The sequence below is a fragment of the Pseudomonas sp. GW823-FHT06B06 genome, assembly GCF_058795195.1.
Map to the genome: position 1 here is coordinate 1 of NZ_JBXAHO010000017.1, position 21,557 is coordinate 21,557.

19 protein-coding genes and 4 tRNA genes are annotated in these 21,557 nt (G+C 55.8%); all 23 read left to right on the forward strand.

Annotated elements, in window-relative coordinates:
• The first annotated feature begins 190 nt into the window (after positions 1-190).
• The 23 genes from birA (at position 191) to rplW (ending at position 21,549) form a co-directional block, all read left to right on the forward strand.
• A complete protein-coding gene (gene birA, locus AC1Q8Q_RS16920; RefSeq protein WP_033040658.1) occupies positions 191-1,150 on the forward strand; it encodes a bifunctional biotin--[acetyl-CoA-carboxylase] ligase/biotin operon repressor BirA in 960 nt (319 codons plus the stop codon).
• Complete coding sequence (locus AC1Q8Q_RS16925) at positions 1,140-1,889, forward strand: pantothenate kinase (protein WP_033040659.1); 750 nt, start codon at positions 1,140-1,142, stop codon at positions 1,887-1,889. The genes birA and AC1Q8Q_RS16925 overlap by 11 nt, the downstream gene beginning before the upstream one ends.
• A gap of 7 nt (positions 1,890-1,896) precedes the next feature.
• Complete coding sequence (locus tag AC1Q8Q_RS16930) at positions 1,897-2,337, forward strand: hypothetical protein (protein ID WP_020799831.1); 441 nt, start codon at positions 1,897-1,899, stop codon at positions 2,335-2,337.
• 143 nt (positions 2,338-2,480) lie between these two features.
• Positions 2,481-2,565, forward strand: a tRNA-Tyr gene (locus AC1Q8Q_RS16935).
• Between the two features lie 24 nt (positions 2,566-2,589).
• Positions 2,590-2,663 (forward strand) — tRNA-Gly (locus AC1Q8Q_RS16940).
• 26 nt (positions 2,664-2,689) lie between these two features.
• A tRNA-Thr gene (locus tag AC1Q8Q_RS16945) sits at positions 2,690-2,765 on the forward strand.
• Positions 2,766-2,938: 173 nt separating this feature from the next.
• A tRNA-Trp gene (locus AC1Q8Q_RS16950) sits at positions 2,939-3,014 on the forward strand.
• A 45-nt stretch (positions 3,015-3,059) separates the two neighbouring features.
• A complete protein-coding gene (gene secE / locus AC1Q8Q_RS16955; protein WP_007896620.1) occupies positions 3,060-3,428 on the forward strand; it encodes a preprotein translocase subunit SecE in 369 nt (122 codons plus the stop codon).
• A gap of 9 nt (positions 3,429-3,437) precedes the next feature.
• A complete protein-coding gene (gene nusG / locus AC1Q8Q_RS16960; RefSeq protein WP_007933727.1) occupies positions 3,438-3,971 on the forward strand; it encodes a transcription termination/antitermination protein NusG in 534 nt (177 codons plus the stop codon).
• A gap of 117 nt (positions 3,972-4,088) precedes the next feature.
• Entirely contained in the window at positions 4,089-4,520 is a 432-nt protein-coding gene (rplK, locus tag AC1Q8Q_RS16965) for a 50S ribosomal protein L11 (RefSeq protein ID WP_007933726.1), read from the forward strand.
• Positions 4,520-5,215 carry a 50S ribosomal protein L1 gene (rplA, locus tag AC1Q8Q_RS16970; RefSeq protein ID WP_003186095.1) on the forward strand — a complete coding sequence of 232 codons (696 nt, stop codon included), beginning with the start codon at positions 4,520-4,522 and terminating at the stop codon, positions 5,213-5,215. The genes rplK and rplA overlap by 1 nt, the downstream gene beginning before the upstream one ends.
• A 198-nt stretch (positions 5,216-5,413) precedes the next feature.
• Positions 5,414-5,914, forward strand: coding sequence for a 50S ribosomal protein L10 (gene rplJ, locus AC1Q8Q_RS16975; RefSeq protein ID WP_008065701.1), 501 nt, complete (start codon positions 5,414-5,416; stop codon positions 5,912-5,914).
• 75 nt (positions 5,915-5,989) lie between these two features.
• Positions 5,990-6,355 (forward strand): 50S ribosomal protein L7/L12, encoded by a 366-nt coding sequence (rplL, locus tag AC1Q8Q_RS16980; RefSeq protein WP_020799830.1) that lies wholly within the window; start codon positions 5,990-5,992, stop codon positions 6,353-6,355.
• A gap of 220 nt (positions 6,356-6,575) precedes the next feature.
• Entirely contained in the window at positions 6,576-10,649 is a 4,074-nt protein-coding gene (gene rpoB / locus AC1Q8Q_RS16985) for a DNA-directed RNA polymerase subunit beta (protein WP_492615276.1), read from the forward strand.
• 64 nt (positions 10,650-10,713) lie between these two features.
• Positions 10,714-14,913 carry a DNA-directed RNA polymerase subunit beta' gene (gene rpoC, locus AC1Q8Q_RS16990; RefSeq protein ID WP_008065703.1) on the forward strand — a complete coding sequence of 1,400 codons (4,200 nt, stop codon included), beginning with the start codon at positions 10,714-10,716 and terminating at the stop codon, positions 14,911-14,913.
• Positions 14,914-15,128: 215 nt separating this feature from the next.
• The gene (rpsL, locus tag AC1Q8Q_RS16995; RefSeq protein WP_003186084.1) at positions 15,129-15,500 is read left to right on the forward strand and encodes a 30S ribosomal protein S12; all 372 of its coding nucleotides are present in this window, start codon (positions 15,129-15,131) and stop codon (positions 15,498-15,500) included.
• A 122-nt stretch (positions 15,501-15,622) separates the two neighbouring features.
• Entirely contained in the window at positions 15,623-16,093 is a 471-nt protein-coding gene (gene rpsG / locus AC1Q8Q_RS17000; protein WP_002555493.1) for a 30S ribosomal protein S7, read from the forward strand.
• Between the two features lie 30 nt (positions 16,094-16,123).
• Positions 16,124-18,229: an elongation factor G gene (fusA, locus tag AC1Q8Q_RS17005; protein ID WP_008065706.1), complete on the forward strand. Its 2,106-nt coding sequence runs from the start codon at positions 16,124-16,126 to the stop codon at positions 18,227-18,229.
• A gap of 30 nt (positions 18,230-18,259) precedes the next feature.
• Complete coding sequence (gene tuf, locus AC1Q8Q_RS17010) at positions 18,260-19,453, forward strand: elongation factor Tu (RefSeq protein WP_008065716.1); 1,194 nt, start codon at positions 18,260-18,262, stop codon at positions 19,451-19,453.
• A 157-nt stretch (positions 19,454-19,610) separates the two neighbouring features.
• Positions 19,611-19,922 (forward strand): 30S ribosomal protein S10, encoded by a 312-nt coding sequence (gene rpsJ / locus AC1Q8Q_RS17015; protein WP_003186070.1) that lies wholly within the window; start codon positions 19,611-19,613, stop codon positions 19,920-19,922.
• A gap of 80 nt (positions 19,923-20,002) precedes the next feature.
• Complete coding sequence (rplC, locus tag AC1Q8Q_RS17020; protein ID WP_003186059.1) at positions 20,003-20,638, forward strand: 50S ribosomal protein L3; 636 nt, start codon at positions 20,003-20,005, stop codon at positions 20,636-20,638.
• A 12-nt stretch (positions 20,639-20,650) separates the two neighbouring features.
• Complete coding sequence (gene rplD, locus AC1Q8Q_RS17025; protein WP_003228735.1) at positions 20,651-21,253, forward strand: 50S ribosomal protein L4; 603 nt, start codon at positions 20,651-20,653, stop codon at positions 21,251-21,253.
• Positions 21,250-21,549 carry a 50S ribosomal protein L23 gene (rplW, locus tag AC1Q8Q_RS17030; protein WP_002555488.1) on the forward strand — a complete coding sequence of 100 codons (300 nt, stop codon included), beginning with the start codon at positions 21,250-21,252 and terminating at the stop codon, positions 21,547-21,549. Before rplD ends, rplW begins: the two co-directional genes overlap by 4 nt.
• The last annotated feature ends 8 nt before the right edge of the window (positions 21,550-21,557 follow it).

The following is a 21,557-nucleotide window of genomic DNA, read 5'->3' on the forward strand; positions in this document are numbered from 1 at the left end:
TCGCCGATGGTAGTGTGGGGTTTCCCCATGTGAGAGTAGGTCATCGTCAAGATTAAATTCCAAAACCCCTATCTGCGTATGCAGGTAGGGGTTTTGTTTTTGTCCGCTGGAAAAATCTGTCTGTTCGGGTTTCTATGCAACGGCTCGGGGCGTGGCTATCATGCGGGCCTCATTGTGAGGCGAGACTTGCATGCTGACGTTGTTAAAGCTTCTTAAGGATGGCCGATTCCATTCGGGTCAGGCATTGGGCGCTGCCTTGGGCATCAGTCGCAGTGCTGTGTGGAAGCAGCTTCAGCATCTTGAGGCTGAGCTGGGGTTGTCCATTCACAAGGTTCGGGGGCGCGGCTATCAATTGGCTGCACCGTTGACGTTGCTTGATCCTGCGGAGATAGGGCGACTGTCGCCCACGTCTAATTGGCCGGTCCTGGTCTTCGACTCTATTGACTCCACCAATGCCGAAGCCCTGCGCGCCATCGAGCGGCACCAGGCTGCGCCTTTTCTGGTGCTTGCCGAGCGGCAAACTGCCGGGCGCGGGCGGCGAGGGCGCAAGTGGGTCAGTCCATTCGCTGAGAATGTCTATTACAGCCTGGTGTTGCGGGTTGAGGGCGGTATGCGCCAGCTGGAGGGCTTGAGCCTTGTAGTGGGGCTCGCCGTCATGCAGGCCTTGCGTGAGCTTGGGGTTCCCGGGGTTGGGTTGAAATGGCCCAATGATGTCCTGGTAGGGCAGAAGAAAATTGCCGGAATACTGCTTGAGCTGGTCGGGGATCCTGCCGACGTCTGTCACGTGGTGCTGGGTGTCGGAATTAATGTAAACATGCAAATGACCGATGAAGTCGATCAACAATGGACGTCCATGCGCCTGGAGTCGGGCAAGGCGTTTGATCGCAATCGCCTGGTCGCGGCGCTGGGTGAAATGCTCCACAGATACCTGGCTCGCCACCAGGCCGATGGATTTTCGGCGATCCAGGCTGAGTGGGAGCAGCATCACCTATGGCAGGGGCGTGCGGTGTCGTTGATCGCGGGTGCAAACCAAATAGATGGCGAAGTGCTGGGTATCGATAGTCAGGGTGCGCTGCGCTTGAAGGTGGGTGGTGTGGAGAAAGTCTTCAGTGGCGGTGAGCTGAGCCTGAGGTTGCGTCATGATTCTTGAGCTCGACTGCGGAAATAGTTTCATCAAGTGGCGTGTGCTCAAGGCGGACGCCCGTCAGGTGGTAGGGGAGGGAGTAGTCGATTCCGACCTGGCATTGCTCGAGGGCGTGAAGGGGATTGAAGGCCTTGCGTTGAGGTTCTGTCGGCTGGTGAGTGTCAGGACTGCCGAAGAAACCGGCGAATTGATCGCCCGGCTGAAGGCTGCCTTCGAAATTTCGGTGGTCTGTGCCGCTCCAGCCGAGGAAATGGCCGGTGTTCGTAATGGCTATGAAGAATTTGAGCGGCTCGGTCTTGATCGTTGGTTGGCGCTGCTCGGAGGGTTTCATCTGGCTTCTGGCGCGTGCCTGGTGCTTGATTTCGGTACTGCGGTGACCGCGGACTTCGTTGCCGGGGATGGTGATCATCTCGGTGGGTTTATATGCCCTGGGATGCCGTTGATGCGAAACCAGCTGCGCACCCATACCCGCAAGATTCGTTACGGAGATCTTGCGGCTGAGCGCGCTTTGGAGCGTCTTGTTCCGGGACGCACGACGGTCGAAGCGGTTGAGCGCGGGTGCCTGTTGATGCTTCGCGGATTTGTGCTGACGCAACTGGAGATGGCGCGGGGTTATTGGGGGGAGAACTTTACGGTGTTCCTCACCGGTGGTGATGCGTCGTTGGTGTCCGAGATAGTGCCTGAGGCCCGGGTGGTTCCCGATCTGGTGTTCGTCGGCTTGGCGATGGCATGCCCTTTGTCTTGAGGTCTTTATGCGTTGGTTGTTTCTGCTGCTGCTCGTTCTCAATGTGTTTTATTACATCTGGCATCAACAGGAGGCGCCTCTGCGTGCCAAGGACGTAACGCCTTTGAGTCTGTATCGCGGTTCCCAGCAGGACATTCGTCTCTTGAGCGAGGCGACGGATACGGCCAGGGATAAAGGGAAGGTGGCACAGGCAGAGGCTGAATGCCTTTATCTGGGTGGATTTGTAAGTCAGGACGTCGAGAAGGCGCTTGAGCGCAGGTTGACGGGCATGGGCGTGAAATATCAATCGCTACCTGCGAGTCCGACTGAACCCCCTGTGTACTGGGTTCGAGTGGCCCCTGAAAGCAAGCGTTGGCTGGATGACTTGCAGCTGATAAACCTTTCTAGAGAATTCAATGAGTTAAAACATAAAATAATGCCTTGTGGGGGGGTTGCACCCACCGAATAGTTTGCATAGAATGGCGCCCGCTCCACAGCGAAGACCTAAAGCGGTTAACGAAGTGAAGCGAGGTCAACGCAGATAAGCTCAGGATTTTAATGAGAAAAATGCTTGACAGAAGGCTGGCATGATGTAGAATGCCGGCTCGCTTAGGAGGGGTTCCCGAGCGGCCAAAGGGATCAGACTGTAAATCTGACGTCTACGACTTCGAAGGTTCGAATCCTTCCCCCTCCACCATTTTTAGCGAGAGCTGCAAGCCTCGCGGGTATAGTTTAGTGGTAGAACCTCAGCCTTCCAAGCTGATGATGCGGGTTCGATTCCCGCTACCCGCTCCAAGTTTGCAGGTTTTGCACGGTGTTACGCTCTTGTAGCTCAGTTGGTAGAGCACACCCTTGGTAAGGGTGAGGTCAGCGGTTCAAATCCGCTCAAGAGCTCCATACAAAAGGCAGATATGCAAATATCTGCCTTTGTTTTAGGCGGCTAAGGCTGCGCCCCGTTGTGGCTCTGAGAGTTCTTGCTCTTGTGGGTGAGGGTGTTTCGGTCGGGTCGCCTAGCAAGTGGTTGTAAAGTCTTTTTCAGGTCTGCATAATGGTCGGCCTGATTTTGTTTTAGGTCAGTAGCTCAATTGGCAGAGCGACGGTCTCCAAAACCGTAGGTTGGGGGTTCGATTCCCTCCTGACCTGCCAGATTCACTCGGTGTGTCTGGCTTTCTTTTCACAGGATCTTCATAGATGACTCCTAAAGCTGAAGCTCAAGGCTCTCGTTTCGACCTCCTCAAGTGGCTTGTAGTAGTCGCTTTGGTGGTTGTTGGCGTTGTTGGCAATCAGTATTACTCTGCTTCGCCGATCCTGTACCGCGTACTCGCTTTGCTTGTCATTGCTGCCGTAGCTGCCTTTGTAGGCCTGCAGACAGTCAAGGGCAAGTCTTTCTTTGTACTGGTTAAGGAAGCGCGCACCGAAATTCGTAAAGTCGTATGGCCGACTCGCCAAGAAACCACGCAGACCACGTTGATCGTTGTGGCTGTTGTCCTGGTTATGGCGTTGCTGTTGTGGGGGCTCGATTCCCTGCTCGGCTGGCTTGTTTCCTTGATTGTCGGCTAAGGGTGTCCCGTGGCTAAGCGTTGGTACGTTGTGCATGCTTACTCCGGTTACGAGAAGCATGTAATGCGCTCGCTGATCGAGCGCGTAAAGCTGGCTGGCATGGAAGATGGCTTCGGCGAAATTCTGGTTCCCACTGAAGAAGTGGTTGAAATGCGTAATGGCCAGAAGCGCAAGAGCGAGCGTAAGTTCTTCCCTGGTTATGTGCTGGTCCAGATGGATATGAACGAGGGTACTTGGCACTTGGTCAAGGACACTCCTCGTGTAATGGGCTTTATCGGCGGTACCGCTGATAAGCCGGCACCGATTACTGATAAAGAGGCAGAAGCGATTCTGCGTCGTGTTGCTGATGGTAGCGATAAGCCGAAGCCGAAGACGTTGTTCGAGCCAGGTGAGTCGGTGCGCGTCAACGACGGTCCGTTTGCCGATTTCACCGGCACGGTCGAAGAGGTCAACTACGAAAAGAGCCGGATCCAGGTCGCGGTGCTCATTTTCGGACGCTCTACTCCGGTAGAGTTGGAGTTCAGTCAGGTCGAAAAGGTCTAACTGAACAAGCATCCCAACCCCGCAGCCTTAGGCTGTGGGGTTTTGTCGTCACTGGGATAAATGCGCAAGTAACCGGGGAGCCTTTCGAGGCGTTTGAACCCGTAATTGGAGTGCCTCATGGCCAAGAAGATTACCGCTTACATCAAGCTGCAAGTGAAGGCCGCTCAGGCTAACCCAAGCCCACCTGTTGGTCCTGCTCTGGGTCAGCACGGCGTGAACATCATGGAATTCTGCAAGGCTTTCAACGCCCGTACTCAGGGTCTTGAGCCAGGTCTGCCGACTCCAGTGATCATCACTGTCTACAGCGACCGTAGCTTCACGTTCGAAACCAAATCCACCCCTGCTTCGGTTCTGCTGAAGAAGGCGGCAGGTCTGACCAGCGGTTCCGCTCGTCCGAACACCGTTAAGGTTGGCACTGTAACCCGTGCTCAGCTGGAAGAAATCGCGAAAACCAAAAACGCGGATCTGACTGCAGCTGATATGGAAGCAGCCGTGCGTACTATCGCCGGTTCTGCTCGTAGCATGGGCCTTAACGTGGAGGGTGTGTAATGGCTAAGCTGACCAAGCGTCAAAAGGCTATCGCCGGCAAAATCGAAGCAGGCAAGGCCTACAACTTTGTAGACGCCGCTGCTCTGCTGGCTGAGCTGTCGACTGTCAAGTTCAGCGAGTCGTTCGACGTAGCTGTAAACCTGGGTGTTGACCCGCGTAAATCCGACCAGGTCGTTCGTAGCGCTACTGTGCTGCCACACGGCACTGGCAAGACCGTTCGCGTTGCTGTGTTCACCCAGGGTCCAGCTGCTGAAGCCGCTCTGGCTGCCGGCGCTGACCGTGTAGGCATGGACGACCTGGCTGCCGAAATGAAAGGCGGCGACCTGAACTATGACGTAGTGATCGCATCCCCGGATGCCATGCGCGTTGTAGGTCAACTGGGTCAGATCCTCGGTCCACGTGGCCTGATGCCTAACCCTAAAGTCGGCACCGTAACGCCAGACGTAGCTACCGCGGTTAAAAACGCCAAGGCTGGTCAGGTTCGTTATCGCACCGACAAAAACGGCATCATCCACACTTCCGTTGGCAAGATCGGCTTCGACGCCGTCAAGCTGAAGGAAAACGTTGAAGCCCTGATCGCTGACCTGAAGCGTATCAAGCCAGCTTCCTCGAAAGGTATCTACGTCAAGCGCGTTACCCTGAGCACCACTATGGGCCCAGGTCTGGTCATCGACCAAAGCTCGCTCGACGCGTAAGACAAAAATTGGCGCAAGCGATTGCGCCAATTGAAAAATTGGGGTCCCTGCCTGGCGGGGGCTATCCAAGACCGTAGGCGACGCAAGTCTTAAACCACAAGCCTACGCAGATGGTGCTCCCGGTTCCTTACCGAATCAGACACCAAAACGACATTCGGTTTCGATCGAATGAAACGGTAACAAGCAGGAGTTAAACCCGTGGCAATTAAACTCGAAGACAAGAAGGCCATCGTCGCTGAAGTCAACGAGGCTGCCAAAGTCGCTCTGTCCGCTGTCGTGGCTGATGCCCGTGGCGTAACAGTAGGCGCAATGACCGGACTCCGTAAAGAGGCTCGCGAAGCTGGCGTTTACGTACGTGTTGTACGTAACACCCTGCTCAAGCGCGCCGTTGCTGACACTGAATTCAGTGTTCTCAACGACGTGTTCAGCGGCCCTACCCTTATCGCGTTCTCCAAGGAACATCCAGGCGCTGCTGCCCGGATTTTCAAAGAGTTCGCCAAGGGTCAGAACAAGTTCGAGATCAAGGCAGCTGCGTTCGAGGGCAAGTTCCTCGCAGCTAACCAAATCGACGTACTGGCAACTCTGCCGACCCGTGACGAAGCAATTTCTCAGCTGATGAGCGTGATTCAAGGCGCTACCAGCAAATTGGCTCGTACCCTGGCGGCAATTCGCGACCAGAAAGAAGCTGCTGCAGCCTAAGGCTCGTCAACTTCTCGCGTTTTTTGTTTTTTTCGATGGTCGCGTAGGCCGTCCCCAATATCAGGAATTAGATTCATGTCTATCTCTCAGAACGATATCCTTGAAGCAGTTGGCAACATGTCCGTAATGGAAGTTGTTGAGCTGATCAAAGCTTTCGAAGAAAAATTCGGCGTTACTGCTGCTGCTGCATCGGCTGGCCCAGCTGTTGCTGCTGCCGTTGCTGAAGAGCAAACCGAATTCAACGTCATGCTGACCGAAGCTGGCGAGAAGAAAGTTAACGTGATCAAGGCAGTACGTGAACTGACCGGTCTGGGCTTGAAAGAAGCCAAGGCTGTAGTTGACGGCGCTCCTGCCATGGTTCTGGAAGCTGTTGCCAAAGACGCAGCTGACAAAGCCAAAGCAACTCTGGAAGAAGCAGGCGCTAAAGTCGAGCTGAAGTAAGCTCCGACCTTGCGTCTCCAGCCCGAGCGTTAAGCGACAGGCTGATGGCTGGTGGCTCTTGCCACCGGCCTTTTTCCGTTATTGGCAGCCGACTGGGTCGGTGCCGATAACGAGCTGTAACCACCCGATGCGGTGGCGCAAACCATGGGGTTTGCACGATTTTCTGGTCGCTCCCGTCGGGAGGGGCCAAACAAGCAGGTGACCAAGCTGGGGAACGCTGATGGCTTACTCATATACTGAGAAAAAACGTATCCGCAAGGACTTTAGCAAGTTGCCGGACGTCATGGATGTGCCTTACCTCCTGGCCATCCAGCTGGATTCGTATCGTGAATTCTTGCAAGCGGGAGCGACTAAAGATCAGTTCCGCGACGTGGGCCTGCATGCGGCCTTCAAATCCGTTTTCCCGATCATCAGCTACTCCGGCAATGCTGCGCTGGAGTACGTCGGTTATCGCTTGGGCGAACCGGCATTTGATGTCAAAGAATGCGTATTGCGCGGTGTAACTTACGCCGTACCTTTGCGGGTAAAAGTGCGCCTGATCATTTTCGACAAAGAATCGTCGAACAAAGCGATCAAGGACATCAAAGAGCAAGAAGTCTACATGGGTGAAATCCCCCTGATGACTGAGAACGGTACCTTCGTAATCAACGGTACCGAGCGTGTAATCGTTTCCCAGCTGCACCGTTCCCCTGGCGTGTTCTTCGACCACGACCGTGGCAAGACGCACAGCTCCGGTAAACTGCTGTACTCCGCGCGCATCATTCCTTACCGCGGTTCGTGGCTGGACTTCGAGTTCGACCCGAAAGACTGCGTATTCGTGCGTATCGACCGTCGTCGCAAGCTGCCTGCATCGGTACTGCTGCGCGCGCTCGGCTATACCACTGAAGAAGTGCTGGACGCGTTCTACACCACCAACGTATTCCACGTTAAGGGCGAGACCCTGAGCCTGGAGCTGGTGCCTCAGCGCCTGCGCGGTGAAATCGCTGTCCTCGATATCCAGGACGACAAAGGCAAGGTTATTGTCGAGCAGGGTCGTCGTATCACCGCTCGCCACATCAACCAGCTGGAAAAAGCCGGGATCAAAGAGCTGGATGTGCCGCTGGACTACGTCCTGGGTCGCACAACCGCCAAGGTCATCGTGCACCCGGCAACCGGCGAAATCCTGGCAGAGTGCAACACCGAGCTGAACACCGAGATCCTGGCGAAAATCGCCAAGGCCGGCGTTGTTCGCATCGAAACTCTGTACACCAACGATATCGACTGCGGTCCGTTCGTCTCCGACACACTGAAGATCGACTCCACCAGCAACCAACTGGAAGCGCTGGTCGAGATCTATCGCATGATGCGTCCTGGCGAGCCGCCAACCAAAGACGCTGCCGAGACCCTGTTCAACAACCTGTTCTTCAGCCCTGAGCGCTACGACCTGTCTGCGGTCGGCCGGATGAAGTTCAACCGTCGTATCGGTCGTACCGAGATCGAAGGTTCGGGCGTGCTGTGCAAGGAAGACATCGTCGCGGTACTGAAGACCCTGGTCGACATCCGTAACGGTAAAGGCATCGTCGATGACATCGACCACCTGGGTAACCGTCGTGTTCGCTGCGTTGGCGAAATGGCCGAGAACCAGTTCCGCGTTGGCCTGGTACGTGTTGAGCGTGCGGTCAAAGAGCGTCTGTCGATGGCTGAAAGCGAAGGCCTGATGCCGCAAGACCTGATCAACGCCAAGCCAGTGGCTGCGGCGGTGAAAGAGTTCTTCGGTTCCAGCCAGTTGTCCCAGTTCATGGACCAGAACAACCCGCTGTCCGAGATCACCCACAAGCGTCGTGTCTCTGCACTCGGCCCTGGTGGTCTGACTCGTGAGCGTGCCGGCTTTGAAGTTCGTGACGTACACCCGACGCACTACGGTCGTGTTTGCCCGATCGAAACGCCGGAAGGTCCGAACATCGGTCTGATCAACTCCCTGGCTGCCTATGCGCGCACCAACCAGTACGGCTTCCTCGAGAGCCCGTACCGCGTGGTGAAAGACGCCCTGGTCACCGACGAGATCGTGTTCCTGTCCGCCATCGAAGAAGCTGATCACGTGATCGCCCAGGCTTCGGCCACGATGAACGACAAGAAAGTCCTGATCGACGAGCTGGTAGCTGTTCGTCACTTGAACGAATTCACCGTCAAGGCGCCGGAAGACGTCACCTTGATGGACGTATCGCCGAAGCAGGTAGTTTCGGTTGCAGCGTCGCTGATTCCGTTCCTCGAGCACGACGACGCCAACCGTGCGTTGATGGGTTCGAACATGCAGCGTCAAGCTGTACCAACCCTGCGTGCTGACAAGCCGCTGGTAGGTACCGGCATGGAGCGTAACGTAGCCCGTGACTCCGGCGTTTGCGTCGTGGCTCGTCGTGGCGGCGTGATCGACTCCGTCGACGCCAGCCGTATCGTGGTTCGCGTTGCCGATGACGAAGTAGAAACCGGTGAAGCCGGTGTCGACATCTACAACCTGACCAAGTACACCCGCTCCAACCAGAACACCTGCATCAACCAGCGTCCGCTGGTGCGTAAAGGTGATCGGGTTCAGCGTAGCGACATCATGGCCGACGGTCCGTCCACCGACATGGGTGAACTGGCACTGGGTCAGAACATGCGCATCGCCTTCATGGCATGGAACGGCTTCAACTTCGAAGACTCCATCTGCCTGTCGGAACGCGTTGTTCAAGAAGACCGTTTCACCACGATCCACATCCAGGAACTGACCTGTGTGGCCCGTGACACCAAGCTTGGCCCAGAGGAAATCACTGCGGACATCCCGAACGTGGGTGAAGCTGCACTGAGCAAGCTGGACGAAGCCGGTATCGTTTACGTAGGTGCTGAAGTTGGCGCAGGCGACATCCTGGTGGGTAAGGTCACTCCGAAAGGCGAGACCCAACTGACTCCGGAAGAAAAACTGCTGCGTGCGATCTTCGGTGAAAAAGCCAGCGACGTTAAAGACACCTCCCTGCGCGTACCTACCGGTACCAAAGGTACTGTCATTGACGTACAAGTCTTCACCCGCGACGGCGTTGAGCGTGATGCGCGTGCCCTGTCGATCGAGAAGTCCCAGCTGGACGAGATCCGCAAGGACCTCAACGAAGAGTTCCGTATCGTCGAAGGTGCTACTTTCGAACGTCTGCGCTCCGCTCTGGTCGGCCACAAAGCCGAAGGCGGCGCCGGTCTGAAGAAGGGCCAGGACATCACCGACGAAGTGCTCGACGGTCTTGAGCACGGCCAGTGGTTCAAACTGCGCATGGCTGAAGATGCCCTGAACGAGCAGCTCGAGAAGGCCCAGGCCTACATCGTTGATCGTCGCCGTCTGCTGGACGACAAGTTCGAAGACAAGAAGCGCAAACTGCAGCAGGGCGATGACCTGGCTCCAGGCGTGCTGAAAATCGTCAAGGTTTACCTGGCAATCCGTCGTCGCATCCAGCCGGGCGACAAGATGGCCGGTCGTCACGGTAACAAGGGTGTGGTCTCCGTGATCATGCCGGTTGAAGACATGCCGCACGATGCCAATGGCACCCCGGTCGACGTCGTCCTCAACCCGTTGGGCGTACCTTCGCGTATGAACGTTGGTCAGATCCTTGAAACCCACCTGGGCCTCGCGGCCAAAGGTCTGGGCGAGAAGATCAACCGCATGGTTGAAGAGCAGCGCAAAGTTGCCGAGCTGCGTAAGTTCCTGCACGAGATCTACAACGAGATCGGCGGTCGTCAGGAAAGCCTCGATGACTTCTCGGACCAGGAAATCCTGGACCTGGCTCAAAACCTGCGTGGCGGCGTTCCAATGGCCACTCCAGTGTTCGACGGCGCCAAGGAAAGCGAAATCAAGGCCATGCTGAAACTGGCAGACCTGCCGGAAAGCGGCCAGATGCAGCTGACCGACGGCCGTACCGGCAACAAGTTCGAGCGCCCGGTTACCGTTGGCTACATGTACATGCTGAAGCTGAACCACTTGGTAGACGACAAGATGCACGCGCGTTCTACCGGTTCGTACAGCCTGGTTACCCAGCAGCCGCTGGGTGGTAAGGCGCAGTTCGGTGGTCAGCGTTTCGGGGAGATGGAGGTCTGGGCACTGGAAGCATACGGTGCCGCTTACACTCTGCAAGAAATGCTCACAGTGAAGTCGGACGATGTGAACGGCCGTACCAAGATGTACAAGAACATCGTGGATGGCGATCACCGTATGGAGCCGGGCATGCCCGAGTCCTTCAACGTGTTGATCAAGGAAATTCGTTCCCTCGGCATCGATATCGATCTGGAAACCGAATAACACGTGACGCGAATCGAGAGCGGGGCAACACTGCCCGCTCTCTGCTCCGCCAGGAGGAAAGGCCTTGAAAGACCTACTGAATTTGCTGAAAAACCAGGGTCAAGTCGAAGAGTTCGACGCCATCCGTATCGGATTGGCGTCGCCTGAGATGATCCGTTCGTGGTCGTTCGGCGAAGTTAAAAAGCCGGAAACCATTAACTACCGTACGTTCAAACCTGAGCGTGACGGCCTGTTCTGCGCCAAGATATTTGGCCCGGTAAAGGATTACGAGTGCCTGTGCGGTAAGTACAAGCGCTTGAAGCACCGCGGTGTGATCTGCGAGAAGTGCGGCGTTGAAGTCGCGCTGGCTAAAGTTCGTCGTGAGCGCATGGCGCACATCGAACTGGCCTCGCCAGTTGCCCACATCTGGTTCCTGAAATCGCTGCCGTCGCGTATCGGCTTGCTGATGGACATGACCCTGCGTGATATCGAACGCGTTCTCTACTTCGAGAGCTATGTCGTTATCGATCCAGGCATGACCACCCTTGAAAAAGGCCAGCTGCTGAACGACGAGCAGTACTTCGAAGCGCTGGAAGAGTTCGGTGACGATTTCGATGCCCGCATGGGTGCCGAAGCTGTCCGTGAGCTGCTGCACGCTATCGACCTGGAGCACGAGATTGGCCGTCTGCGTGAAGAAATTCCGCAAACCAACTCCGAAACCAAGATCAAGAAGCTGTCCAAGCGTCTGAAGTTGATGGAAGCCTTCCAGGGCTCCGGCAACCTTCCAGAATGGATGGTGCTGACCGTTCTGCCGGTTCTGCCGCCAGATCTGCGTCCACTGGTCCCGCTGGATGGCGGTCGCTTCGCGACTTCCGACCTCAACGATCTGTATCGTCGAGTGATCAACCGTAACAACCGCTTGAAGCGCCTGCTGGATCTGTCCGCTCCGGACATCATCGTGCGCAACGAAAAGCGTATGTTGCAGGAAGCCGTCGACGCACTGCTCGACAACGGTCGTCGTGGCCGCGCTATCACCGGTTCCAACAAGCGTCCTCTGAAATCCCTGGCTGACATGATCAAGGGTAAGCAAGGTCGTTTCCGTCAGAACTTGCTCGGTAAGCGTGTTGACTACTCCGGCCGTTCGGTAATTACCGTAGGTCCGACCCTGCGTCTGCACCAGTGCGGTCTGCCGAAGAAGATGGCTCTCGAGCTGTTCAAGCCGTTCATTTTCGGCAAGCTGGAAATGCGTGGTCTCGCTACCACCATCAAAGCAGCCAAGAAGATGGTCGAGCGCGAATTGCCAGAGGTTTGGGACGTTCTCGCTGAAGTGATTCGCGAACACCCGGTTCTTCTCAACCGTGCACCGACCCTTCACCGTCTGGGTATCCAGGCGTTTGAACCGGTACTGATCGAAGGTAAGGCTATCCAGCTGCACCCTCTGGTCTGCGCCGCGTACAACGCCGACTTCGACGGCGACCAAATGGCTGTGCACGTACCGCTGACACTGGAAGCCCAGTTGGAAGCGCGTGCGTTGATGATGTCGACCAACAACATTCTGTCGCCAGCCAACGGTGAGCCAATCATCGTTCCGTCGCAGGACGTTGTATTGGGCCTGTACTACATGACCCGTGAAGCGATCAACGCCAAAGGCGAAGGTCGTGTGTTCGCGGATCTGCAGGAAGTTGACCGTGTGTTCCGTGCCGGCGAAGCCGCACTGCACGCCAAGGTCAAAGTGCGGATCAACGAAACCGTCAACGACCGTGATGGCGGCAGCGTGACCAACACCCGTATCGTCGACACCACTGTCGGCCGTGCGCTGTTGTTCCAGGTTGTGCCAAAAGGTCTGTCGTACGACGTCGTCAACCTGCCGATGAAGAAAAAGGCGATCTCCAAGCTGATCAACCAGTGCTACCGCGTGGTTGGTCTGAAAGAGACCGTGATCTTCGCTGACCAGTTGATGTACACCGGTTTTGCCTATTCGACCATTTCCGGCGTTTCCATCGGTGTTAACGACTTCGTTATCCCGGATGAAAAAGCCCGCATCATCGGTGCAGCCACCGACGAAGTGAAAGAGATCGAAAGTCAGTACGCCTCCGGCCTGGTAACCCAGGGCGAGAAGTACAACAAAGTGATCGACCTTTGGTCCAAGGCGAACGACGAAGTTTCCAAGGCGATGATGGCCAACCTCTCGAAAGAGAAAGTCATCGACCGTCATGGCGTCGAAGTCGACCAAGAGTCTTTCAACTCGATGTACATGATGGCCGACTCGGGTGCGCGGGGTTCCGCAGCACAGATTCGTCAGCTGGCCGGTATGCGTGGCCTGATGGCCAAGCCGGACGGTTCCATCATTGAAACGCCGATTACCGCGAACTTCCGTGAAGGTTTGAGCGTACTCCAGTACTTCATCTCCACTCACGGTGCTCGTAAAGGTCTGGCGGATACCGCGTTGAAAACAGCGAACTCGGGTTACCTGACCCGTCGTCTGGTAGACGTGGCGCAAGACTTGGTTGTAACCGAGATCGATTGCGGCACCGAACACGGCCTGCTGATGACTCCGCACATTGAAGGCGGTGACGTTGTAGAGCCGCTGGGTGAGCGCGTATTGGGTCGTGTTATCGCCCGTGACGTATTCAAGCCAGGTACCGAGGACGTCATCGTTCCTGCCGGCACCCTGGTTGACGAGAAGTGGGTCGAGTTCATCGAGCTCAACAGCATCGACGAAGTGATCGTTCGTTCGCCGATCAGCTGCGAAACCCGTTTCGGTATCTGCGCCAAGTGCTACGGTCGCGACCTGGCTCGTGGTCACCAGGTGAACATCGGTGAAGCGGTCGGCGTTATCGCTGCCCAGTCCATCGGTGAGCCGGGTACCCAGCTGACGATGCGTACGTTCCACATCGGTGGTGCGGCAAGTCGGACCTCCGCAGCTGACAGCGTTCAGGTTAAGAACGGCGGTACCGTCCGTCTGCACAACCTGAAACACGTTGAGCGAGTGGACGGTCACCTGGTTGCCGTGTCCCGTTCCGGTGAGCTGGCTATCGCTGATGACTTCGGTCGTGAGCGCGAGCGTTACAAGCTGCCGTACGGTGCGGTAATTTCGGTTAAGGAAGGTGACAAGGTCGACGCTGGTGCCATCGTGGCCAAGTGGGATCCGCACACTCACCCGATCGTTACCGAAATGAAAGGTACCGTGACCTACGTGGGCATGGAAGAAGGCATCACGATCAAGCGTCAGACTGACGAATTGACCGGTATGACCAACATTGAAGTCCTCGACGCCAAAGACCGTCCAGCTGCCGGTAAAGATATCCGTCCTGCTGTGAAGATGGTTGATGACAACGGCAAGGATCTGTTGCTGCCAGGCACTGACGTTATCGCTCAGTACTTCCTGCCAGCCAACGCCCTGGTCGGTGTGGCGGACGGCGCGAAGATCGCGATCGGTGATGTTATCGCTCGTATCCCGCAAGAAACTTCGAAGACCCGTGACATCACCGGTGGTCTGCCGCGTGTTGCCGACTTGTTCGAAGCTCGTCGTCCGAAAGAGGCCTCGATTCTGGCTGAAGTCAGCGGCACCATCGCGTTCGGTAAAGAAACCAAGGGCAAGCGCCGTCTGGTTATTACCCCGAACGACGGTAGCGATCCGTACGAAGAGCTGATTCCGAAGTGGCGTCACCTGAACGTGTTCGAAGGCGAACAGGTAAACCGCGGCGAAGTTATCTCCGACGGCCCAAGCGATCCGCACGACATCCTGCGTCTGCTGGGTGTGAGTGCGCTGGCCAAGTACATCGTCAACGAGATCCAGGACGTTTACCGTCTGCAAGGCGTGAAGATCAACGACAAGCACATCGAGACCATCCTGCGTCAGATGCTGCGTAAAGTTGAGATCGCTGAATCCGGCGATTCCAGTTTCATCAAGGGCGACCAGATGGAATTGACTCATGTTCTGGTAGAGAACGAACGTTTGAGCGGCGAAGACAAATTTGTCTCCAAGTTCACTCGCGTTCTGCTGGGTATCACCAAGGCGTCGTTGTCCACCGAATCGTTCATCTCGGCGGCTTCCTTCCAGGAAACCACCCGTGTACTGACCGAGGCGGCGGTTACCGGCAAGCGCGACTACCTGCGCGGCCTGAAAGAAAACGTGGTCGTGGGTCGTCTGATCCCGGCGGGTACCGGCCTGGCCTACCACAGCGAGCGTAAGCGCCGCCGTGATGCAGACAAGCCGTTGCGCGTAAGCGCCAGTGAAGTGGAAGCTGCACTGACCGAAGCGCTGAACTCGAGCGGTAACTGAGTTCTGCGGTAAATGAGCTGAGGCCCTGGTCACTCCGTTCATCGAATCGAGACAATTTGTCGAGGTTTGATGGGCGGGGAGGTCGGGGCCTTGCCTTGACTGGGGACAAGATCCTCTTTAGACTCTTGTACCCCTAAATTTGGCGGGAATTCGTTCCTGCCATTTTGCTTTTCTTGCAAGACAATAGCGTCGCAAGACAACAGTGGAGCTAGTAGATGGCAACTATCAACCAGCTGGTACGTCAGCCGCGTAAGCGTATCGTCGAGAAATCCGACGTGCCTGCGCTGCAGAACTGCCCGCAACGCCGTGGCGTGTGCACCCGTGTGTACACCACCACGCCGAAAAAACCTAACTCGGCACTGCGTAAAGTATGCCGTGTGCGCCTGACCAACGGTTTCGAGGTTTCCTCGTACATCGGCGGTGAAGGCCACAACCTGCAAGAGCACAGCGTGGTACTGATCCGCGGCGGTCGTGTAAAAGACTTGCCAGGTGTTCGTTACCACACCGTTCGCGGTTCGTTGGATACTTCCGGCGTTAAAGGTCGTAACCAGGGTCGTTCGAAGTACGGTACCAAGCGTCCGAAGTAATGGTCGCTTGCTGCAAAAAACTGATTTCTATTTTTCTGAGTCGATAAGAGTAAGGTCGGAGGCGTCCCGTAGTAATGGGCACCGATTCCGAGCGAACCTGAAGACCGTTTGAGGGCTTATCCATGCCAAGAAGACGCGTAGCAGCCAAGCGCGAAGTGCTTGACGATCCAAAATACGGAAGCCAAATCCTGGCCAAGTTCATGAACCACGTGATGGAAAGCGGCAAGAAAGCCGTTGCCGAGCGTATCGTTTATGGCGCGCTGGAAAAGGTTAAAGAACGCAAGAACAGCGACCCCCTGGAAATCTTCGAGAAAGCTCTCGACGCCATCGCTCCGCTGGTCGAAGTAAAGTCGCGCCGTGTAGGCGGTGCTACTTACCAGGTTCCGGTTGAAGTTCGTCCGTCCCGTCGTAACGCTCTGGCAATGCGCTGGTTGGTAGACTTCGCCCGTAAGCGCGGCGAGAAGTCTATGGCTCTGCGTTTGGCTGGCGAACTGTTGGACGCTGCCGAAGGTAAAGGTGCTGCAGTTAAGAAGCGTGAAGACGTGCACCGTATGGCTGAAGCTAACAAAGCTTTCTCGCACTACCGCTTCTAATTTTAGCGTCACTCAATTTGCGAGGGCTTTATGGCTCGTACTACACCGATTAATCGCTACCGTAACATTGGTATCGTTGCTCACGTGGATGCTGGTAAAACCACCACCACCGAGCGCGTCCTTTTTTACACTGGCAAAAGCCACAAGATGGGCGAGGTGCATGACGGCGCCGCGACCACCGACTGGATGGTTCAGGAGCAGGAGCGTGGTATTACCATTACTTCTGCTGCTATTACCGCCTTCTGGCAGGGTTCTGCTAAGCAGCACAAAGACCAATATCGCTTCAACGTCATTGACACCCCGGGTCACGTAGACTTCACCATTGAAGTTGAGCGTTCCCTGCGTGTACTCGACGGCGCGGTCGTTGTGTTCTGCGGCACTTCCGGCGTTGAGCCTCAGTCCGAAACCGTATGGCGTCAAGCCAACAAGTACGGTGTTCCACGTATCGTCTACGTGAACAAGATGGACCGTGCCGGCGCTAACTTCCTGCGCGTGATCGCTCAGATCAAGCAGCGTCTGGGTCACACCCCGGTGCCAATCCAGTTGGCTATCGGTTCCGAAGACAACTTCCAGGGTCAGATCGACCTGATGACCATGGAAGCGGTTTACTGGAACGATGCTGACAAGGGCATGACTCCACGTCGCGAAGCCATCCCTGCTGAACTGCAGGAGCTGGCTGAAGAGTGGCGCAGCAACATGGTTGAGGCTGCGGCCGAAGCCAGCGAAGAGCTGATGAACAAGTACCTCGAAGGCGAAGAGCTCACCATCGAGGAAATCAAGGCCGCTCTGCGTCAGCGTACTATCGCTGGCGAAATCGTCCTGGCTGTTTGCGGTTCTTCCTTCAAGAACAAGGGCGTTCCCCTGGTTCTCGACGCCGTTATCGACTACCTGCCGGCTCCAACCGACATTCCTGCCATCAAGGGTACTGACCCGGATGACGAGGAAAAGCAGATGGAGCGTCACGCAGACGACAACGAGCCGTTCTCGGCTCTGGCGTTCAAGATCGCTACCGACCCATTCGTGGGTACCTTGACCTTCGTCCGCGTTTACTCGGGCGTGTTGGCCTCCGGCGACGGCGTGATCAACTCGGTTAAAGGCAAGAAAGAGCGTGTGGGTCGTATGGTGCAAATGCACGCAAACGCCCGCGAAGAGATCAAGGAAGTGCGCGCTGGTGACATCGCGGCCTTGATCGGCATGAAGGACGTCACCACTGGTGAAACCTTGTGCAACGCTGACAAGCCAATCATCCTGGTTCGCATGGACTTCCCGGAGCCGGTTATTTCGGTTGCCGTAGAGCCTAAGACCAAGGATGACCAGGAAAAAATGGGTATTGCTCTGGGCAAACTTGCTCAGGAAGACCCGTCTTTCCGCGTTAAAACTGATGAAGAGACTGGTCAGACGATCATCTCTGGCATGGGCGAGTTGCACCTGGACATCCTGGTTGACCGGATGCGCCGTGAGTTCAACGTCGAAGCCAACATCGGTAAGCCTCAAGTTTCGTACCGTGAGCGCATCACGAAGAGCTGCGAAATTGAAGGCAAGTTCGTTCGTCAGTCCGGCGGTCGTGGCCAGTTCGGTCATTGCTGGATTCGTTTTGCTCCTGCTGACGAAGGTCAGGAAGGTCTGCAATTCCTGAACGAAGTAGTGGGTGGTGTGGTTCCTAAGGAATACATCCCGGCTATCCAGAAGGGTATCGAAGAGCAGATGAAGAACGGTGTTGTTGCCGGCTATCCGCTGATCGGCCTGAAGGCTACCGTGTTTGATGGTTCTTACCACGACGTCGACTCGAACGAGATGGCGTTTAAGGTGGCTGCTTCCATGGCGACCAAGCAACTGGCCCAGAAGGGTGGTGGTGAGTTGCTCGAGCCGATCATGGCGGTAGAGGTTGTTACGCCTGAAGACTATATGGGTGACGTGATGGGCGACCTGAACCGTCGTCGCGGCATGATTCTGGGTATGGAAGATACGGTTTCCGGTAAGGTTATCCGTGCTGAAGTTCCGTTGGGCGAGATGTTCGGTTATGCGACCGACGTTCGTTCGATGTCCCAGGGTCGCGCAAGCTACTCTATGGAATTCAAAAAATACAATACGGCTCCGTCGCACATCGTCGAAACCGTTACCAAAAAACAAGGCTGATTCAGTCCTTTAGGCAAGGAGTTAATTGTCGTGGCTAAAGAAAAATTTGATCGTTCCCTACCGCACGTAAACGTTGGCACCATCGGCCACGTTGACCACGGTAAAACCACTCTGACCGCTGCTCTGACTCGCGTCTGCTCCGAAGTTTTCGGTTCGGCCGTAGTTGAATTCGACAAGATCGACAGCGCACCAGAAGAAAAAGCTCGCGGTATCACCATCAACACCGCGCACGTCGAGTACAACTCGAACATTCGTCACTACGCTCACGTTGACTGCCCAGGTCACGCTGACTACGTGAAGAACATGATCACCGGTGCTGCCCAGATGGACGGCGCGATCCTGGTTTGCTCGGCCGCTGATGGTCCGATGCCACAAACCCGTGAGCACATCCTGCTGTCCCGTCAGGTAGGCGTTCCGTACATCGTGGTCTTCCTGAACAAGGCTGACCTGGTAGACGACGCTGAGCTGCTGGAACTGGTTGAGATGGAAGTTCGCGACCTGCTGTCCACCTATGACTTCCCAGGCGACGACACTCCGATCATCATCGGTTCTGCTCGTATGGCGCTGGAAGGCAAAGACGACAACGAAATGGGCACCACTGCCGTTCGTAAGCTGGTCGAAACTCTGGATACCTACATCCCAGAGCCAGAGCGTGCTATCGACAAGCCATTCCTGATGCCAATCGAAGACGTATTCTCGATCTCGGGTCGTGGTACTGTTGTGACTGGTCGTATCGAGCGCGGTATCGTTCGCGTTCAAGATGCACTGGAAATCGTTGGTCTGCGTGACACCACCACCACCACCTGCACCGGTGTTGAGATGTTCCGCAAGCTGCTCGACGAAGGTCGTGCTGGCGAGAACTGCGGCGTTCTGCTGCGTGGCACCAAGCGTGACGACGTTGAGCGTGGCCAGGTTCTGGTTAAGCCAGGTTCGGTTAAGCCGCACACCAAGTTCACCGCAGAAGTTTACGTTCTGAGCAAGGAAGAAGGCGGTCGTCACACTCCGTTCTTCAAAGGCTACCGTCCACAGTTCTACTTCCGTACTACTGACGTGACCGGTAACTGCGAGCTGCCAGAAGGCGTTGAAATGGTAATGCCAGGTGACAACATTCAGATGACTGTTACCCTGATCAAAACCATCGCAATGGAAGACGGTCTGCGCTTCGCTATCCGTGAAGGCGGCCGTACCGTTGGTGCTGGCGTTGTAGCTAAAATCATCGAGTAAGCATCTCTTTTGAGATAGCTTCGATGCTTTGAAAGGCCCCCGCTCAGCGGGGGCTTTTTTATTGGGTTGACACCTATATGGGGCGTCTATAGAATTGCGCCTCCTTTTAACGGGCGTATTGCGCTCGGTGGGAATAGCAGCCGGAGTCTGAAATCCAATGCAAAATCAGCAAATCCGTATCAGGTTGAAGGCTTTTGACCATCGCCTGATCGACCAATCCACCCAGGAAATCGTGGAAACCGCGAAACGTACTGGTGCTCAAGTGCGTGGTCCAATTCCACTGCCTACCCGTAAAGAGCGGTTCACCGTTCTGGTCTCCCCGCACGTCAACAAAGACGCGCGTGACCAGTACGAGATCCGTACTCATAAGCGCGTTCTGGACATCGTCCAGCCAACGGATAAAACCGTTGATGCACTTATGAAGCTTGATCTTGCGGCCGGTGTGGAAGTGCAGATCAGCCTCGGCTAAGACTCGGTCTTAGTCGTGTAACGCTCTGAAATGGGCGGCCATAGCGGGTGAAAGCCCCGTACACTCATGAGGTTTACAACATGACTATTGGTGTAGTCGGTCGTAAATGCGGTATGACCCGTATTTTCACCGAAGAAGGTGTCTCCATTCCGGTCACGGTCATTGAGATCGAGCCGAATCGCGTCACCCAGTTCAAAACTGAAGAGACCGATGGCTATCGTGCAGTGCAAGTCACTGTCGGCGAGCGTCGTGCTTCGCGTGTAACAGCAGCTCAGGCTGGCCACTTCGCTAAAGCGAACGTTGCCGCTGGTCGTACCGTAATGGAATTCCGCCTTGAAGAAGGCGAGTACCAGGCCGGCGATCTGATCAACGCTGAAATCTTCGCCGCTGGTCAACTGGTTGATGTAACCGGTCAGTCCAAGGGTAAAGGCTTCCAGGGTACGATCAAGCGTTGGAATTTCCGCGGGCAAGATAACACCCACGGTAACTCCGTATCCCACCGCGTTCCAGGCTCTATCGGCCAGTGCCAGACTCCTGGTCGTGTATTCAAGGGCAAAAAAATGTCCGGTCATATGGGCGCTGAGCGCGTGACCGTGCAGTCCCTCGAAGTAGTGCGCGTGGACGCTGAACGCAATCTGTTGTTGGTCAAGGGCGCTGTTCCTGGCGCTACTGGCGGCAACTTGGTTGTACGTCCAGCAGCCAAGGCTCGCGGTTAAGGGGAAGCTGACATGCAATTAAATGTAAATGACGCTCAAGCGATCGAAGTTTCCGAACTGACATTTGGCGGCGAATTCAACGAGACGCTGGTTCACCAAGCAGTCGTGGCCTACATGGCTGGCGGCCGTCAGGGTAGCAAGCAGCAGAAGACCCGTTCCGACGTTCGTGGTGGCGGTAAGCGCCCATGGCGTCAGAAAGGTACTGGCCGTGCTCGTGCCGGTACTATCCGTAGCCCAATCTGGCGTGGCGGCGGTACCACTTTCGCAGCTCGTCCTCAGGATCACTCGCAGAAGCTGAACAAGAAGATGTATCGCGCAGCAATGCGTTCCATCCTTGCTGAGCTGGTGCGTACTGATCGTCTGGTCGTGGTTCAGGATTTCGCCGTTGAAACGCCGAAAACCAAAGACCTGCTGGGCAAGCTGAACAACATGAGCCTGACCGACGTTCTGATCGTGTCGGACGCTGTTGATCAGAACCTGTACCTGGCTGCTCGTAACCTGCCACACGTAGATGTACGTGACGTGCAAGGTTCCGATCCAGTTAGTCTGATCGCATACGACAAGGTGTTGATCACCGTGTCGGCCGTGAAGAAATTCGAGGAGCTGCTGGGATGAACCAGGAACGCGTATTTAAAGTTCTGCTTGGCCCGCACGTTTCCGAGAAGGCTACGGTTCTGGCAGACAAGAAAGGCCAGTTCGTTTTCAAGGTTGCTACTGATGCAACCAAGCTGGAAATCAAGAAGGCCGTCGAAAGCCTGTTCAGCGTGAAAGTAGAGCGTGTTACTACCCTGAATGTTCTGGGTAAGAGCAAGCGCACTGCTCGCGGTCTGGGCAAGCGTAATGACTGGAAGAAGGCAGTTATCTCCCTTCAGCCAGGCCAAGATCTCGATTTCAGCAGCAGTGCTGAGTAAGGAAGGGG